General features: G+C 71.0%; 14 protein-coding genes and 1 pseudogene. 9 read left to right on the top strand and 6 right to left on the bottom strand.

Features of this window, described 5'->3' with window-relative positions:
- Nucleotides 1-79 precede the first annotated feature (79 nt).
- The 7 genes from ACPT94_RS32560 (at nucleotide 80) to ACPT94_RS32590 (ending at nucleotide 7,474) form a co-directional block, all read left to right on the top strand.
- Complete coding sequence (locus ACPT94_RS32560; RefSeq protein ID WP_425247456.1) at nucleotides 80-1,882, top strand: bifunctional metallophosphatase/5'-nucleotidase; 1,803 nt, start codon at nucleotides 80-82, stop codon at nucleotides 1,880-1,882.
- A 188-nt stretch (nucleotides 1,883-2,070) separates the two neighbouring features.
- Nucleotides 2,071-2,235: a hypothetical protein gene (locus ACPT94_RS32565; RefSeq protein ID WP_425247457.1), complete on the top strand. Its 165-nt coding sequence runs from the start codon at nucleotides 2,071-2,073 to the stop codon at nucleotides 2,233-2,235.
- A 162-nt stretch (nucleotides 2,236-2,397) separates the two neighbouring features.
- On the top strand, nucleotides 2,398-2,895 hold the full coding sequence (locus tag ACPT94_RS32570) for a hypothetical protein (protein ID WP_425247458.1): 498 nt from the start codon (nucleotides 2,398-2,400) through the stop codon (nucleotides 2,893-2,895).
- 44 nt (nucleotides 2,896-2,939) lie between these two features.
- A complete protein-coding gene (locus ACPT94_RS32575) occupies nucleotides 2,940-4,541 on the top strand; it encodes a hypothetical protein (RefSeq protein ID WP_425247459.1) in 1,602 nt (533 codons plus the stop codon).
- Nucleotides 4,538-5,215, top strand: coding sequence for an ABC transporter ATP-binding protein (locus ACPT94_RS32580; protein ID WP_360344400.1), 678 nt, complete (start codon nucleotides 4,538-4,540; stop codon nucleotides 5,213-5,215). Before ACPT94_RS32575 ends, ACPT94_RS32580 begins: the two co-directional genes overlap by 4 nt.
- A complete protein-coding gene (locus tag ACPT94_RS32585; RefSeq protein WP_360344403.1) occupies nucleotides 5,212-6,429 on the top strand; it encodes an ABC transporter permease in 1,218 nt (405 codons plus the stop codon). Before ACPT94_RS32580 ends, ACPT94_RS32585 begins: the two co-directional genes overlap by 4 nt.
- A gap of 7 nt (nucleotides 6,430-6,436) precedes the next feature.
- The gene (locus ACPT94_RS32590) at nucleotides 6,437-7,474 is read left to right on the top strand and encodes a hypothetical protein (RefSeq protein WP_360344406.1); all 1,038 of its coding nucleotides are present in this window, start codon (nucleotides 6,437-6,439) and stop codon (nucleotides 7,472-7,474) included.
- A gap of 85 nt (nucleotides 7,475-7,559) precedes the next feature.
- Here the strand turns inward: ACPT94_RS32590 and ACPT94_RS32595 are convergent, their stop codons facing one another.
- On the bottom strand, nucleotides 7,560-9,626 hold the full coding sequence (locus tag ACPT94_RS32595; protein WP_360344409.1) for a pectinesterase family protein: 2,067 nt from the start codon (nucleotides 9,624-9,626) through the stop codon (nucleotides 7,560-7,562).
- Nucleotides 9,627-9,727: 101 nt separating this feature from the next.
- On the opposite strand from ACPT94_RS32595, the gene ACPT94_RS32600 reads away from it, so the two are divergent.
- Nucleotides 9,728-9,985: a Scr1 family TA system antitoxin-like transcriptional regulator gene (locus ACPT94_RS32600; RefSeq protein WP_360344597.1), complete on the top strand. Its 258-nt coding sequence runs from the start codon at nucleotides 9,728-9,730 to the stop codon at nucleotides 9,983-9,985.
- Nucleotides 9,982-10,068, top strand: a pseudogene (locus tag ACPT94_RS32605) (DUF397 domain-containing protein); the annotation flags it as partial. The gene ACPT94_RS32600 and the pseudogene ACPT94_RS32605, both read left to right, overlap by 4 nt.
- Nucleotides 10,069-10,216: 148 nt before the next feature.
- Here the strand turns inward: ACPT94_RS32605 and ACPT94_RS32610 are convergent.
- The 5 genes from ACPT94_RS32610 to ACPT94_RS32630 form a co-directional block, all read right to left on the bottom strand.
- Complete coding sequence (locus ACPT94_RS32610; protein WP_360344412.1) at nucleotides 10,217-11,728, bottom strand: sensor histidine kinase; 1,512 nt, start codon at nucleotides 11,726-11,728, stop codon at nucleotides 10,217-10,219.
- Entirely contained in the window at nucleotides 11,725-12,459 is a 735-nt protein-coding gene (locus ACPT94_RS32615; RefSeq protein ID WP_360344415.1) for a response regulator transcription factor, read from the bottom strand. The genes ACPT94_RS32610 and ACPT94_RS32615 overlap by 4 nt, the downstream gene beginning before the upstream one ends.
- A gap of 98 nt (nucleotides 12,460-12,557) precedes the next feature.
- Complete coding sequence (locus tag ACPT94_RS32620; RefSeq protein WP_360344418.1) at nucleotides 12,558-12,773, bottom strand: hypothetical protein; 216 nt, start codon at nucleotides 12,771-12,773, stop codon at nucleotides 12,558-12,560.
- Nucleotides 12,774-12,802: 29 nt separating this feature from the next.
- Entirely contained in the window at nucleotides 12,803-13,945 is a 1,143-nt protein-coding gene (locus ACPT94_RS32625; RefSeq protein ID WP_360344421.1) for a S1C family serine protease, read from the bottom strand.
- Between the two features lie 145 nt (nucleotides 13,946-14,090).
- Nucleotides 14,091-15,113, bottom strand: coding sequence for a LacI family DNA-binding transcriptional regulator (locus tag ACPT94_RS32630; RefSeq protein WP_360344424.1), 1,023 nt, complete (start codon nucleotides 15,111-15,113; stop codon nucleotides 14,091-14,093).
- Nucleotides 15,114-15,167: the final 54 nt, after the last annotated feature.

Genomic DNA, 15,167 nt, shown 5'->3' on the forward strand with positions numbered 1-15,167 from the left:
GGCCACTTGTCTCACACGCCTCCCAGGGCCGGCCCGGCCCGGAGGACGCCGACACCACTGCCGACACACAGGGGGGCGCATGCCAGCCACTTCCCAGTCGTATCCGAGCCGCAGACGCCGTACGTACGGGCTGCTCGCGGCGGCCGCCGGTCTGGCCACCGCCGGCGCTCTGGTCGCGGCGCTGCCGGCGGGCGCGCACGACGCCAAGCACGGCAAGCCGCTGCCCAGCCGCTACCAGGACGTGCAGCTGCTGTCCTTCAACGACCTGCACGGCAACCTCGAGCCGCCGTCCGGCTCCTCCGGCCGGGTCACGGAGATCCAGGCGGACGGTACGACCAAGACGATCGACGCGGGCGGTGTGGAGTACCTCGCCACCCACCTGCGCCAGGCCCGCGAGGGCAACAAGTACTCCATCACCGCCGCCGGCGGTGACATGGTCGGCGCCTCTCCGCTGATCTCGGGCCTGTTCCACGACGAGCCCACCATCGAGGCGCTGAACAAGCTGGATCTGGACGTCACGTCCGTCGGCAACCACGAGTTCGACGAGGGCGCCAAGGAACTGGCCCGGCTGCAGAACGGCGGCTGCCACCCGACCGACGGCTGCTACACGGACGAGAAGTTCGGGGGCGCCGACTTCCCGTACCTCGCGGCGAACGTCCTGGACGAGAAGACCGGCAAGCCGATCCTGAAGCCGTACTGGGTCTGGAAGAAGAAGGACGTCAGGATCGGCTTCATCGGTGTGACCCTGGAGGACACTCCGGGCGTCGTCTCCGCCGAGGGCGTCAAGGGCCTGAAGTTCAAGGACGAGGTCGAGACGATCAACAAGTACGCCAAGGTGCTGCAGCGCCAGGGCGTGAAGTCGATCGTGGCGCTGATCCACGAGGGCGGCCTGCCCGCGTCGACGTCGTACAACTACGACTGCGACTCGCCGGGCGCCGGTGACGGCATCTCCGGTCCGATCGTCGACATCGCGAAGAACATCACGCCGCAGGTGGACGCGCTGGTGACGGGCCACACCCACGCCGCGTACGCGTGCACCATCAACGACCCGTCGGGCAAGCCCCGTACGGTCACCTCGGCCGCGTCGTTCGGCCGCCTGTACACGGACACCACGCTGACGTACGACCGCTTCACCGGTGACATCGCCCGTACGGCGGTGAAGTCGGCGAACCACGTCGTCACCCGGACCGTGCCCAAGGCCCCGGACATGACCGAGCTGATCAGCAAGTGGAACACCCTCGCGGCGCCGATCGGCAACCGCGCGATCGGTTACATCTCCGCCGACATCGCCAACGCGGGCACCGAGTCCCCGATGGGCGACCTGATAGCGGACGCGCAGCTGGCGTACGGCAAGGAGCTCGACCCGGAGACCGACCTCGCGCTGATGAACCCGGGCGGCGTCCGGGCCGGCCTGACCTACGCGGCCAAGGGCGGTGAGGGCGACGGGGTGGTGACCTACGCCGAGGGCTTCACCGTGCAGCCGTTCTCCAACACGGTGAACCTGCAGGACTTCACCGGCGCCCAGCTCGTCCAGGTCCTCAAGGACCAGGTGAGCGGCTCCAACGCGGCGTCGCCGAAGATCCTCCAGCCCTCCGCCGGCCTGACGTACACGCTGGACCTGACGAAGACCGGCGCCGACCGGATCGTCACGGACTCCATCAGGCTGAACGGCGCGGCCATCGACCCGGCCGCCACCTACCGCGTCGCGACGAACAGCTTCCTCGCGGGCGGCGGCGACGGCATCACCACGCTGGGCCAGGGCACGAACGACCTCGTCGGCACCGACGACCTGGCCGCCCTGGAGAAGTACCTGACGGCCAACTCCTCGGCCACCAGCCCGATCGCGCCTCCGGTGGCGAACCGGATCACGATCGTGAAGTAACCGGACCTCCGGTCCCGGGGGGGGGGGGGGGGGGCCCCCCCCCCCGGGGCCCCCGCCCCCCGCGGGGCCGACCCGGCCCCGCGGGCCCCGGGGGGGGCCCCGGGAAGCACACCCGTGCTTCCCGGGCCCCTCGCGTTTCCCCCGCAACATGAGGCACGCCACGAGGCGGGGCCGCCATCGCCCGCGCCATGCTCCGCGCCGCCCCGGTCCTCGTCCTCGACGAACCCACCACCGGCCTCGACTCGGTGGCCGCCCGCCAGGTCGTCCAGCCCCTGCGCCGCCTCATGACCGGCCGGGCGGGGGCGGCGGGGACGGAGGGTGCGTCGGAGGACACGTTGGTGCTGCGGGTGTGAGGGCGACCGGCCGGCGTCAGCGGCCGTAGCGATTTTGATCCTCAAGGAGGCATATTCAGGTGCTGATCACTCTTCGCGGTGATCAGCACCGCGTGTTTCGACGTCGTCGACCTGTAGGAAAGAGGCCCGCTGTCGCGGCCACCTCCACAGGAGACGATCCTCATGAACAAGAGCACGCGTGCACGTCTGGTGCACGGCTCCGTCGCTGCTCTGGCGGCGACGGCCCTTGTCCTCTCGGCGCCCCCCACGCATGCGACCTCCGCCTCCACGTCCGTGGGCTTACCGGGCGGCAACAAGATCGCGATCAACGCCTGGCACTGCTCTCTCTACACCAACGCCTGTGACTGGCGGGCCTCCACGAAGATGTCGGGCAGTCGCCCGAAGAAGGCGCGGTGGATCCAGAACCGTGCCGAACTCGAGGCCCACGGCGTCAGCGTCTCCGTCTCGATCTCGAAGAACCCCGAGGCGTCGTTGACGATGGTGCGCAAGTCCCTCGGCGTGGTGCGGTGGAAGAACACCAACGCCAGCATCTCCGACACCTTCGGTCAGATGCGTCCGAGCAAGGGCACCGTGTACGTGTCGACCCGTAGTTGCGGCTCGGCCCAGGTGACCGGAGCGATCAAGGTCAGTGAGAAGTGCGCCTACGCGGGCGCCTCTTGACCGGTGCGGGGGTGGCCGTGTGCGCCGCTCTGCTGTCCTCGTGCATGGACGCTCCAGGGCGATCCGAGACGCGCGCACCCGCCGCCCGGCAGTTCGACCTCCTGGTCAGCAAACAGAACGGCTATCACTACCCGCCGTTTCTACGGGAGCAGCCGGCGCCTCCCGAGGTGCAGTCCTACGCGCTGCGCACGCTGCGGGAACTGGGCCGCGCCCCCCGGACCAGCCTGTCCGCGACGCGCGTCGCGTCGATGCGCAGGGAAGCGCTGGCGTCGTCCCCCCTGTGGGGGCGGACCTGGCTCGTTCCGCTGCGGAAGTCCGGGGCCCCGACGGTGCTCGGCGCGAGTGACGTGCAAGCCGTGGAAAGGCTGCGGACACAGGGCGGCTGGTACGTCGATCCCGCACTGGGCGACGACGGAGACGCGGCCAGGCTGGGCGCCACGTGGGCGGCGCTCGATGTGCTCGACGCGCTCGGGCAGCCGGGCGCTCCGGTCACCGCGGACTGGCTGCGGTCACTGGCCGGCAGACCGCACCCTCTCGGCGAAAGCGCCGCGCTGGCCGTTGCTCTGCATCGGCTCGAGCAACCCGTGCCCGCCACGCTCACCAGCATCGACCCGCCCCGCACGAACGACTGGGCGACCCTGAGTCCGCAGAGCCGGGCGGACCGGCTCAATGACACCTACAGCTACGTCCTGATCCAGGAGGCGGCCCACACACCGCCGGCCATCGACCGGGGCATGTGGGAGGCGGTACTGCGGGACGGCGCACGAACTCTCACCTACGAGCATCTCTACTTGCTGGTCCACGTCCTGAAGGCGGCCGGTTCTCCGCGGAGCGTGTTCACGCCCGTGGTGGAGCGGCTGGAGAGCGAGCGACTCGACGACGGGACCGTCCGTGACTCCGACGCCTACCTGGGCAACCCGGACACCTCACTCTTCGTCGAACGGCTGCGGGCACTCGCCGGCTGGCCGCTCGAGGACCCCCGACTCGTCGCGGCGCTCGACCGCGAGGAGAAGACCGGCACCGCCGGCCAGGAAGCCGCCGAACGCCTCAGCCGTGCGGCCCTGCGGAGAGTCGTGGAGAAAGCGGAGGCGAACGAGGAAGCCCTCCGCCTGTGCGCGGATCCCGGGATCCTGCCCACGACCGTGACCGAGCACAGCGCCACCCGGTGGCAGCGCACCGCCCTCAACTGCGCCGATGCCGGCGGTGAGGTGGGCACTCCCCAGGTTCGTCGCTGGGAACCGAACACCCCTGACCGTGTGGTCGCCGCCGCCACGGTCGCCGTGGGCCTGGCCGACACCGGGCAGCGCGGCGGGATCCCGCCCTGGATCACCGCGAGCAGCCTGGAGCCGTGGGCACGTCACCCGGACCGGTTCGCCTCGGTCTACGACTACACGCTGGTCGTACGGGCCTACGCGCTGCTCGGCGGCGCACTCGACGCGGCGCTGCGGGGATCCCTCGGCCGTGGTGTGACGGCGTACAAGGGCTGTCCGGAGCTGCCCGACCTCTATCAGGTCGGCGGCGGGGACCGGGCCTGCGACCTCAAGACCACCTGGGGTGTCTGGACGCTGGACCGGCAACTGCACGGTGCCATGGGCTGGTTGCCGAGCGGCGCCGGCACGAACGGAAAACGGACGGAAGTGTGGTGAGCGCGTTGCTGCGGGCCGAGGGCGTCGGCAAGTCCTACTCCCTCAGAGGAGCAAGAGTCGATGTCCTGCGCGACGTCGATCTCACCGTGAGAGGAGGGGAGATCACCGCGCTCGTCGGTCGTTCCGGTTCCGGGAAGAGCACGTTGCTCCACATCCTCGGACTGCTGACCGAACCGGACCGCGGCCGGGTGCTCGTGCAGGAGGCCGACACGACGGGGCTCACCGACAACGCTCTCGCCGACGTACGTCGCCGCCGGATCGGGTTCGTCTTCCAGTCCTCCCACCTGTTGCCGCAGCACCCGGCCCTGCGCAACGTCGCCCTCCCCTACGTCGGCCGCCGCGCCCGGGGCGAGGAACGTGCCCGTGGGCTGCTGGAGCGGGTGGGACTGGCCGAACGAGCCCGGCACGTCCCCGGCGCGCTGTCCGGCGGCGAGCAGCAGCGGGTCGCGCTCGCCCGGGCCCTGATCAACGATCCTCCCGTGGTGCTGGCGGACGAGCCCACCGGCAATCTCGACGCGGCGAGCGAGAAGGTGCTGCTCGGCCTGTTCCGCCAACTGGCGGACGAGGGACGCGCGGTCGTCCTGGTGACGCACAGTCCGGCCGTGTCCGACGCGGCGGACGTCGTGCACCGGCTGGATTCGGGAGTGCTGGTGACCGAGGGGAGCGCCGCGTGAACGTCTTCTCGCTGGCATGGGCCAACGTCCGAGCCCTGCGCCGACGGATGTACGGACTGGTCGCGCTCGTCTCCGTCGGCGGTGCCGTCTGCCTGGGCGCACTCGGTGTCGCCGACAGCGCCCGCAGCGCCACCGACTCCGGGGTCCGGGAGAGCGCGGCCAACCGCAGCATCACGGTGGACCGGCCCGACGACCGTCCCGGCACTCCGCCGCTGACGGCGCGAACAGCGGCCCGCCTGGGACAGCTGCCGCACGTCGTGTCCGTACAGCACAGGACCCAGGCGTCGTTCGGGGCCCGGACGCCGGCCGGGGACACCGTTCTGCTGTACGCGACGACGCACCGCGCCGCGCTCACACCGCCGGTCACCAAGTCCGTCCGGGCCCGGCTCTTCCCGCTCCGCCCGGGCGAGATCGTCGCTCCCGCGACCTCCCAGGGCGTGGACCTGCGCCGGATGCTCGGCCGGGAGATCGAGATCGAGACCACGCGCTACGTACGACCGGGCGAGGGCACCGGGATCACCCGCCACGCCCGCCTCGTCGGCGTCTACGACCCGACCTGGCAACTGGACGGCCCTGACGCGGCCTACGCGGCCGACTCCATGGTGGTCACGTGGGCGGCGGAACGAGCGGGGGAACCGGCGAACCGCTACCTGGACACCGTCGGCTACGACCAGTTGACCGTCGTCACCGAGACGGCGGCGGACGTGCCGGGCGCCATGAAGGCGGTGCAGAAACTGGGTTATCCGGCGGTCACCCTTCGCCAGCAACTCGATGCGCTGCCCGTGGTGCTGGAGCTGGTCGGAGTGGCCGGCAGGGTGCTGCTGGTGGTGATCGGTGTCCTGGCCTTCGCCGGCGCCGTCACGGTGACGGGTGCGCTGTCGCGGCAGCGGGCGCAGGAGATCGGCATCCTCAAGGCGGTCGGATTCCGCACCAGGGCGGTGCTGACCATGCTGGTCACGGAGATGGCTCTGGCCGCAGCGGTCGCGGCCCTGATCGGTGTGGTTCTCGGTGCGCTGCTCGGCGGCGTGGGCGCGGCCCTGCTGCGTCGTAGCACCGAGCTCGCGCCGTATGCCGGGGGCGGCGTTCCGCTGCCGCCCCCCGGGACGTTGCTGCCGCTGGTGGTGGTGACGGTCCTGGTCGTGGCGACGGGCGCGTTGGTCCCGGCGCGCAGGGCGGCGCGGATGTCCCCGACCGACGCCATGAAGGACTGGTGAGGCACTCGTGTCGCACTCGGCCTGGACCCGTACCCGTCTTCGTGCCGCACTCGGTGGCCTGGCCCTGCTCACCGCCGCCTGCTCCGGACCGGCCGGGGTGGAGCTGGGGCAGGACTGGGAGGGCGCCACGACATTCGTGCTCGCGCGGGTGGACGGACTGGTCACGGTGGTCGGCGTCGACCCGGACCGGGCGCGCGCGGAGAGCCTCGCGGTGGTGCCCCAGCAGCCGGACGACACCGACGGGGTGAGCCCGCACATCGTCCGGCTCGCTGACGGCCGCTGGATCGTGACCGTTCCCCGAGAGGGAGGCGGACCGGACCGGCGGTACGCGGTGAACCGGGCGGAGCACACCCTGGACGGCCTGGCCGGTGACGAGCGACTGCGCCGAGTGCTGCCCGGCCGGACCCTGGTCGCCGAGGTCGCGGGCCTGCCGGACACCGGGACCCCCGGCCGGGCCCCCTCGACCAGCGTGCTGGTCAGGGACCCCTCCGACTGGTCCACCCGGCGGGAGCTGACGATCCCCGGCACCATCGGGCTCGCCGCCTCCGACCCCGGGTCGGACACCGTCTGCCTGGGCACTGACACCGAGGTCGTGGTCGCGGAGTTGGGCGACGGCGAGGTCCGGTCCGCGGCCGTGCCGGGAGGGGCGGAGGCCGCGGGGCTGGCCTGCCCGGACGGCCACCCCGTGATCGTGCGTTCGTCGGCCTCCGGCGGCGGGTCGGCCGCTGTCGGGACCACCCTGACGCGTACCTCCGCCGCGACGACGGTGCGCGTCGCGGGCGGCCGGGTCGACGGCGTGGAGGCGACCGGCTCGTCGATCGTGATCGCGGCGGCTGCCGGAGACGACACCTGGCTGATCGAGATCGACGCCCACACCGGCAGCGAGCGCCACCGTGTCCGGATCGAGGGCATGACCGCGTCTCTCGCGCTGGCTCCGAGCCCGGCCGGCTGGCTGGTGTACACGGAGGACTCGGTGACCCGTGTGGACCTGGAGTCGGGACGGACGGAGGGGTTCCCGCTCCCCGGAACATGGCTGGATTCCTAGCGTGTCCGGTCGTGCCGCCCGAACGGCGGAAGCGGCCCCGAACCACGGGATGGGGCCGCTTCACGGCGTCGCACGCTGCCGGGGGTCAGGAAGCCGAAGGCGTCCAGTCGCCGAGCCAGTCCGCGACTTCCTGGTTCGCGGCCTGGGCGTCGGTGAGGATGGGGCGGTCCGAGCTCGCGCCGCCCGCGCCGGCGCCCTTGTTCTGGTATTCGGCGAAGCGGTCGTTCTTCCACGAGAAGCCGCTCATGTCGGTCCACGGGGTGGTCTTGATCGCGGCGCTCAGAGTGGTGTTGCGGACCGTGGTCTGCGGGTCGAGACTCGCGTCACCGCCGGCGTGCCAGGGGCGGCCCAGGTAGAAGCTGCGGTCGGAGACGTCACCGTTGACCGTGGAGTTGGCGATGAGGATGCCCTTGCGGTTCGCCGCCGTGCTCGGGGCGGTGACGTAGCCGGCCGAAGTGCCGTTCCAGCGCTTCTTCAGGGTGATGACGGACTTGTCGATCACGGCCGTGGCGCGGCCGAAGATGAAGTCGACGTTGCCGATGACGTACGAGTTCGTCATGTAGACGCGGCCGAGCTTGTCCTTGGACGGGGTGTCCACCAGAAGGGTGTCCTGGTCGCCGCTGACGATGACGCCGTCGAGGAAGATTTTGTCGGCGGAGGTGCGCAGGGCGACCGCCTGGCCCGCGATGTCCTGGTGCGCGGCCTCGTCGAAGTCGTTGGAGATGGTGAGGTTACGGGCCTGGAAGTCGTCCGCGTCGACGGCGACGGTGGCGCTGCCGCCGGTGCCGTACGTGCCTCCACCGGGCTTGGGGGTGCCCGCCGCGTTGTTGTAGACGATCGTCGTGTCCTTGCGGCTGCCCCCCGTCCCCTGGATGGTGACGTGCGGCTTGTTGGCCGGGACCTTGACCAGCTCACGGTACGTGCCCGGCTTGACGGCGATCACCACACGCGAGGGGTTGTTCGCGGGTACGGCGTTCACGGCGGCCTGGACCGAGGTGTACTGGCCGCTGCCGTCCTTGGCGACGGTGAGGGTGGTGGCCGCGGCCGCCTTGGTCGTGGCGCTCGTGCCGATGGACGCGCGCGGGCCAACGCCCGACTTCAGCAGCGCCGGTACGTCGGCCGCCTTGTCCAGCGTGTACGCGTAGTACTTCTTCGGGTCCCAGGCCGCGCCCGGGCCGCCGCTCTCGTTACGGCCGCTCGTACCGGAGAAGACGTTGCCGCGCTGGACGACGGTGGCCGTGGCGTCCCGCGTCACCGGGTTCTTCAGGCCCTGGAAGTACGAGTTCTCCAGCACCATGTTCGTCTTGCCGCGCGAGTAGTTGCCGTACGAGGCGGTGATGGAGGTGCCCGCCTCGTCCTCCAGGTAGTTGTTGTAGAGGTGCGCGTGGGCGACGTTGTCCGTGGAGGGGTTGCGCTGCTCGGTCTCGCGGATCCAGTTGTGGTGGATGGTCATGTCCGCGGTGACGTTGTCGGTCCAGCCGATGCCGAACGCCTTGTTCTCCTGGCTCAGCTTGTTCCAGGACACCGTCAGGTAGGTCGTGTCCTTGCGGCTGTCGATGAGCCCGTCGGCCATGTGCCGCAGGTCGTTGTGGTCGATCCACACGTGGTGCGCGCCGTCCATCTGGATGGCGTCGAAGTCGTGTTCCTTGTCGTTCCAGACGCCCTGGTACGCGTCCCGGATGGTGAGGTTCCGGATGATCACGTTGTGGACGCCCTGGCCCAGGAAGAACCCGCCGCCGACGATGTGACCGGAGGTGCCGGCGCCGACGATGGTCTTGTCCGACTGGACCTTGATCTCCTTGCCGACCGGGTTCATGTTGATGGTCGCGGCGACCACGATGACGTACGGCTCGGGCGCCGTCGCGTACTTCTCCAGGTCGGCGAGGGTCTTCACGGTGACGGTCTTGCCGTCGCGGCCGCCGTAGGTGCCGTTCTGGCCGAGCGCGTTGACCGAGGCGAAGCCGTCCGCCGAGGCGGTGGCCCAGGCGGGGGCGGCGGCGGTGGCGGCGGAGGCCTGACGCGCGTCCGCGCCGAACATGCCGAGGTCCGTGCCGTAGCCCAGGACGCCGGCGGCGATCAGGGCGAGGGGGACGCCCGCCACCACGGCGGTGCGGCGCCGGCGATGGCGGGCCTTGCTGCGGATCTCACTCATGCGGATTCCGTTTCCGTACGGGGGATGGCCGCTGTGCAGTCGCCGCCCCGCACGGAAAGGTTGCCGCGAACCCGCCCGCTTTCCGGCCGCCAGCGGCGGAACTGCCGTCGGTCGCAATCCAGGTATTGCCCTTCGCGGCCGGGGTGCACGACCTCATGGACAGCCACTTTTGGCTCTTCTGGCGGCTGGCGGGGGAGCCCGTTGCCTACGTGGAGGGCAACGGCTTCGGCGAGCTGATCGAAGATCTGGACAAGGTTCTGTCCTTCCGGTTGTCCTACGATCTCGTCCGAGATGCGGCGCTGACTCCCGCGGAGTCGACGGCGTTCATCAAGCGCCTTCTGCAGGAGTGCAGATCGTGAAGCGAATCCTCGACCTCACCACCGCCGTATGGCGCAAGTCGTCCTACAGTGACGGGGGAGCCAACAACTGCGTCGAGGTCGCCGTCGGCCACTCCGCCCTCGTCCCCGTCCGGGACAGCAAGGCCGCCCCCCCACGGCCCCCTACTCGTCTTCGGGGCGGCCTCGTGGGGGGCGTTCCTGGTGGAGGTGAAGCAGGCCTCCGTGCGCACGAGTTGACTGCGAGGCCACCGGCTACGGGCCGCCTGGAAGATCGGTCCTGTCGGGCGGCGGCACCGGCGCCCCCGGCAGCCGTACCGTCGCCACCGTGCCGCCTCCCTCCGCGCGGGCCAGCGTCACCTCGCCGCCCGACTGCTGGACCGTACGCGCCACGATGGACAGGCCCAATCCCGACCCCGGCAGGGCCCGCGCGCTCGGGGAGCGCCAGAAGCGGTCGAAGACGTGGGGAAGTTCGTCCTCGGGGATGCCGGGGCCGTGGTCGCGGACGGTCAGGACGCCGTCGGTCAGCCGGACGTCGACCGTGCCGCCCTCGGGGCTGAACTTCACCGCGTTGTCGAGGACGTTGACCACCGCGCGTTCCAGGGCGGCCGGTTCGGCCCTGGTGTACCAGGGTTCCAGGGACGAGGTGATGGTCAGCTCGGGGCCGCGCAGCCGGGCCCGGTGCAGGGCCGCCTCGACCGTGTCCTCCAGCGAGACCACCTGGACGCGTTCGCCGCGCTGGCCTTCCGAGCGGGACAGTTCCTGGAGGTCGCCGATCAGAGACGCCAGCTCGGTCATCTGTGCCTTCACCGAGGCGAGCAGCGCCTTGCGGTCGGCGGCGGGGATCGGACGGCCCGTCTCCTCGCTGCGGGTGAGGAGTTCGATGTTCGTGCGGAGGGAGGTCAGGGGGGTGCGCAGCTCGTGGCCGGCGTCGGCGATGAGCTGCTGCTGCAGCTCGCGGGAGCTGGCGAGGGAGGCGGTCATCGAGTTGAAGGAGCGGGACAGGCGGGCGACCTCGTCCTCGCTGTCGTCCTCGACCGGGATGCGGATGCTCAGGTCCTCGGTGCGGGCGACGTGTTCGACGGCCTCGGTGAGCTTGTCGACGGGTCGCAGGCCGGCGCGGGCGACGGCGAGACCGGCGGCGCCGGCGCCGACGACTCCTATGCCGGAGACGAGGAGGAGGATGAGGGCGAGGTCGTTGAGGGTGGACTGGGTGTTCTTGAGGGGGACCGCGATGAGGAGGGCGGTGTCGGGGTACGGCTGCGGCGGGCCGCCCATGCTGACCAGCAGGGGCGAGGTCAGCACGCGGACGGCGTTGCCCTCCGAGTCGGTGCCGTCGCGGATGATCCCGTCGTGAACGACCCCGTCGCTGCTGTTCGCGTCCTCGATCACCTTCTTGTCGGCGTCGGTGACCTTGACGGTGCCCGCCGAGTTCGGGGAGACGCAGGGCGTCCCGTCCGCCTTGACCAGCTGGATGTAGGTGTTCTGCGTCCGCAGGCCGCCGAAGTTCTTCTGGTCGTTCTGGGCGCCCTGGTCGGTGGGGACGGCCTCGGGACACGTCGTGAGGAGGCCCTCGACCATGGTGAGCCGCTGCGGCTGCGACATTTTGTTGAGGTCCTCGTTGACCTGCTGGTACAGCTTCCCCTGCACGATGAACCAGCACGTCACCGAAACCGCGGCCACGGCGAACGCCACAGCGGCAGCGACCAGCATCGACAGTCGGGCCCGGATGGGAAGGGCCCGGAACCGGCGTACGACCCTGTTCACTCGGCCCCGCCCTGTCGCAACACGTACCCCACACCGCGCACGGTGTGCACGAGCCGGGGCTCGCCGCCCGCCTCGGTCTTGCGGCGCAGGTACATGACGTACACGTCGAGGGAGTTGGAGCTCGGCTCGAAGTCGAAGCCCCACACCGCCTTCAGGATCTGCTCGCGCGTGAGGACCTGGCGCGGGTGCGCCATGAACATCTCCAGGAGCGTGAACTCGGTCCGGGTCAGCTCCACCTGCCGCTCGCCCCGCGTCACCTCCCGCGTGGCGAGGTCCATGCGCAGGTCGGCGAAGGTGAGAGCCTCGTCGTCCGGGACGGCGTCGGCCACGGCGGCCGCGTACGAGCTGCGCCGCAGCAGGGCGCGGACGCGGGCGAACAGCTCGTCCAGTTCGAAGGGCTTGACCAGGTAGTCGTCGGCGCCCGCGTCGAGGCCGGTGACGCGGTCGCCGACGGTGTCGCGTGCGGTCAGCATGAGGATCGGGGTGGTGTCGCCGGCCCCGCGGATGCGGCGGGCGGCGGTGAGGCCGTCCATGCGGGGCATCTGGATGTCGAGGACGACCAGGTCGGGCCGGTAGGCGGTCGCCTTCTCCAGGGCGTCCGCGCCGTCCACGGCCACCTCCGTGTCGTAGCCCTCGAAGGCGAGGCTGCGCTGGAGTGCTTCGCGCACCGCCGGCTCGTCGTCGACGATCAGGATGCGCTGGGGGTCACGGTCGCCTTCGGCGGGGCTCATGGTCGTGGATTCCTCGGGTGCGGTGGGAAGGCAGGGGCTGAAGGATTTCAGCCTCGCATGCTTCCCGGCGGGTGCGTGAAGGCAGGGACGGGGCGGGCTCAGCCGTGCACGGCCGTGAGCCGGTTCAGCGGGACCTTGCGGCGGTGCGGGCGGGCGGTCGAGGTGCGCAGGCCCATCATCTGCGGGGCCGCCACCTCCGGCGCCCGTGCCACGCGCTGTGTCACCGGTGCGTGCAGCTCGTACGCCACGTGGAGGGCGAGGTTCAGGTCGGCCGCGCCGACGCCGGTCACCGGGTGCGAAACCTGCTTGATCATGACGTACTCCTTGCTGGTCGAAGAGGGCTTCAGCTGTCGGAACCGCCGGCCCGCAGCGTGGCCAGGTCGGACTTGACGGTGTTGATCGGGATGGCGAAGCCGAGGCCGACGCTGCCGGCGTCGGAGGAGGAGGCGTTCGCGGCGGAGTACATCGCGGAGTTGATGCCGATGATGTCGCCGTTGGCGTCGATCAGCGCGCCGCCGGAGTTGCCGGGGTTGAGGGACGCGTCGGTCTGTATCGCCTTGTAGGTCGTGGTCGACGAGCCGGTGTCACCGTTGAACTGCTGTCCGCCGAACTCGAACGGCCAGCCGCCGCCCTGCTGCTGTTGCTGCTGCCCCTGGCTCTCGTCGGTCGAGACGGTCACGTCCCGGTTCAGGGCGGAGACGATGCCGCTGGTGACGGTGCCGGTGAGGCCCTCCGGCGAGCCGATCGCCACGACCGTGTCGCCGACCTGGACGCCGTCGGAGTTGCCGAGGGTCGCCGCCTTCAGGCCGGAGGCGTTCTCCAGCTTGATCAGGGCGAGGTCCTTCTTGCTGTCGGTGCCGAGGACCTGGGCGGTGTACTCCTTGCCGTCGCTGGTCGTCACCTTGACCGAGGAGGCGCCGGAGACGACGTGGTTGTTGGTGATGATCTCGCCGTCGCTGGTGATGATCACGCCGGAGCCGGTCGAGGACCCGCCGTTCAGCGTGGCGTTGATCTCGACGACGCTCGGGCTGACCGCGGCGGCGATGGTGGCGACGTCACCCGTCTTGCTGGAGGGCACCACGCTGGTGGTCGTGGACGAGGCGACGACCTGGTCCTTGCCGGTCAGCTCCTGGATGCCGTAGGCCGTGCCGCCGCCGATGGCCGCGGCGACGATCGCCACGGCGGCGAGCAGCGCGATCGGGCCCCGGGTGCGCTTCTTCGGCGCCGGCGCGGGCCCGGCCGCCACCGGGTTCAGGAGAGCGGTCCCGCCGCCGCTGCCGTTCCCGCCGCCGGAGACCTGCGTCTGCGCCGGCGTCTGCCACACGGCGGTCGGCTCGACGGGCCGCGCCGCCGGGTCGTACGCCGGCGGAGGCGGCCACTCCGGGTTCACGGGGGTGGAGGCGTGCTGCTGCTGGGCGCCCTGGTACGGGTCCGCGTGGTTCTCGTACGCGTTGTCATCGCCGCTGCGGCGGAAGCTCTCGGTCATGTCAATGAGCTTCCCGCCCGACCATGAGAGCTTCCTGAGTGCTCCCTGAGAACCCCGGCAGAAGCTGGTACGCCCGATATAAGGCCGGCTCTGGGCGCAGGGCCGGGTCTCTCAGGAAACCTTCATCCAGCCGTGCGCCCCGCCGTCAGGCACAACCGCAGGACCGCCGGACCACCAGCCGCGACGGGAACACCTTCAGCCGCTCGCGCCGCGACCCCGCGACCCGCAGCCCGTCGTCGAGGACGAGGTCCACCGCCGCGCGGGCCATGGCCGAGCGGTCGGACGCGATCGTGGTCAGCGGCGGGTCGGCGAGCGCCGCCTCCTTGATGTCGTCGAAGCCGGCCACACCCAGCTCGCCCGGCACGTCGATGCGCAGCTCGCGCGCGGCCCGCAGCAGACCGATCGCCTGGTCGTCGGTGGAGCAGAACACGGCGGGGGGCCGGTTCGGTCCCGACAGCAGCTCCAGGGCGACCCGGTAGGCGTCGTAGCGGTTGTACGGCGCCTCGAAGAGCCGGCCCTCCGTGGACAGCCCGGCCTCCTCCATGGCCCGCCGCCAGCCCTCGACGTGGTCGGAGACGGGGTCGCCGACCGCGGGGGTCTCCGCGGTGCCGCCCACACAGGCGACGTACTCGTAGCCGTGCTCCAGCAGATGCCGTACGGCGAGCTGGGCGCCGCCCAGGTCGTCGGTGACGACGGCGACGTCGTCGATGGCCTCGGGCCGCTCGTGGAGGAGGACGACCCGGGCGTCCCAGGCGTCGATCTCGGCGGCGGCGAGGTCGTTGAGCGCGTGGCTGACGAGAATCAGCCCGGAGACCCGCATCCCGAGGAAGGCGCGCAGGTAGTGGACCTCGCGCTCGCCGACGTAGTCGGTGTTGCCGACGAGCACCATCTTCCCGCGCTCGGAGGCGGCCTGCTCGACCGCGTGCGCCATCTCGCCGAAGAAGGGCTGCCGGGCGTCCGGGATGATCAGGCCTATGAGGTCCGTGCGCCGGGACGCCATCGCCTGGGCGACCCGGTCGGGCCGGTACCCCAGTTCCTTGATGGCGGCGAGGACACGCTCGCGCGTGGCCGGGGCGACCGGCCGGGGTCCGTTGTTGATGACATAGCTGACCACGGCAGTGGAGGTCCCTGCCAGCCGCGCCACGTCGTCCCGAGTCACCTTGGCCACGCGCGGAGTCTACGCGGATGGATCCGCTCGGGGCAGGGCGTACCGCGGCTTCCG

The sequence above is a fragment of the Streptomyces aurantiaciflavus genome, from assembly GCF_049808595.1.
GTDB lineage: Bacteria > Actinomycetota > Actinomycetes > Streptomycetales > Streptomycetaceae > Streptomyces.